1 pseudogene is annotated in these 1,483 nt (G+C 72.6%); it reads left to right on the top strand.

The features are described from left to right. Nucleotides 1-1,483: pseudogene (locus tag ACSAMQ_RS20495) on the top strand (winged helix-turn-helix domain-containing protein); the annotation flags it as partial.

Genomic DNA, 1,483 nt, shown 5'->3' with positions numbered 1-1,483 from the left:
CCGCTCCGACCACCTGCTCAATCCCGGCCGGCCGCTGGCCGAAGCGCGCGAAGCCGCGCGCCGCCTGCCGGCCGACCTCAGCGCGGCCGACCTCGAATTCCTGCGCGCCAGCGAACGCCAGCAACGCCGCAGGCAATGGCTACGGGTCGGCGCGATCGGCGCCCTGGCCGCGCTGACCCTGGTCTCGATCGGCCTGGGCCTACAGGCCTGGCAGGCGCGGCGCGAGGCCGAACAACGCCGCGACCAGGCCCAGCAACTGGTCGGCTTCATGCTCGGCGATCTCGCCGAGCAACTGCGCCCGATCGGCAACCTGCAACTGCTCGACAGCGTCGGCAGCCAGGCCCTGGCCTATCTCGAACGCATGCCCGAAGCCGACATGCAGCCGCGCGAACTGGTCAACCACGCACGCGCCCTGCGCACCGTCGGCGAGGTACTGATGAACCTGGCCCGGTTCGACGAGGCCAACGCCGCCTTCGAACGCGCCGCCGAAACCATGGCGCGAGCGCGCCGGGAGACGCCCGGCTCGCTGGAGGCCCTGGCCGAATCGGGCACGGTCGCCTATTGGCAGGGCTATTACGATTTCCGCCAGAAACGCATGGACCCCGCGCACGCGCACTGGCTCGACTATCTGCGCGCCGCCGAGCAACTGGTCGCACGCGCGCCCACCGATCCGCGCTGGCAGCTCGAACTGTCGTATGCGCTGAACAATCTCGGCACCTTGGCCAACAGCCGCCAGCGCACCGACGAAGCCGCCGACCTGTTCGCGCGTTCGGTCGCGATCAAGCGCGCCTTGCTCGCGCGCAAGCCCGGCGACAAGCCGCTGCGCTACGAACTGGTCGACAGCCTGTCCTGGCTCAGCACCGCGCAGGAATCGCGCGGCCAGTTCGACGCCGCCGCTTCCGGCTATGCCCTGCAGACCGGGATGCTGCGCGAACTGGTCGCCGACGAGCCCGATGCCAACGCATGGCGGCGCAAACTCGCGACCGCACTGCTGCGCAGCTCGATCCTGGCGCTGGACCGCGGCCGGCTCGACGAGGCCGCGCGCGACGCCGAGGAAACCCTGTCCCTGCTGCGCAGCTTGGTCGAGCAGCAGCCCGACAACCGCACCTGGCGGCGCGACCTCGCCCACGCCTATGCCCATGCCGGTTGGATCGCCGCCCTGCGCGACGCGCGCCCGCAGGCGGCCCGGCAGTTGCGCGAGGCGCAGGCGACCCTGGCGCCCCTGCTCGCGCAAGCGCAGTCCTTGCCGGAATGGCGACGGCTCGACGCGGTGGTGCGCCTGCGCCTGGCCCAGGTCGACAGCGCGGTCGCGACGGCGCCGTGGCCGGCGCAGATCGACCGGGCGGTGGCCGACCTGGAAGCCTTGCATTCGGACGGCAGCGACGGCGCCAGTCTGTCGACCCTGGCGCGCGCCCTGGTCTCGCGCGGCGAACGTCTGGCCGCCGCCGGCCAACGCGAGCGCGCCGTCGCCGACTGGCGCCGC

Origin of the sequence: Lysobacter sp. 1R34A (genome assembly GCF_051217035.1) — a bacterium.
Lineage (GTDB): Bacteria > Pseudomonadota > Gammaproteobacteria > Xanthomonadales > Xanthomonadaceae > Lysobacter.
Note: the sequence above shows the minus strand (reverse complement) of the source record. Positions and strands in the feature narration are given on the sequence as shown.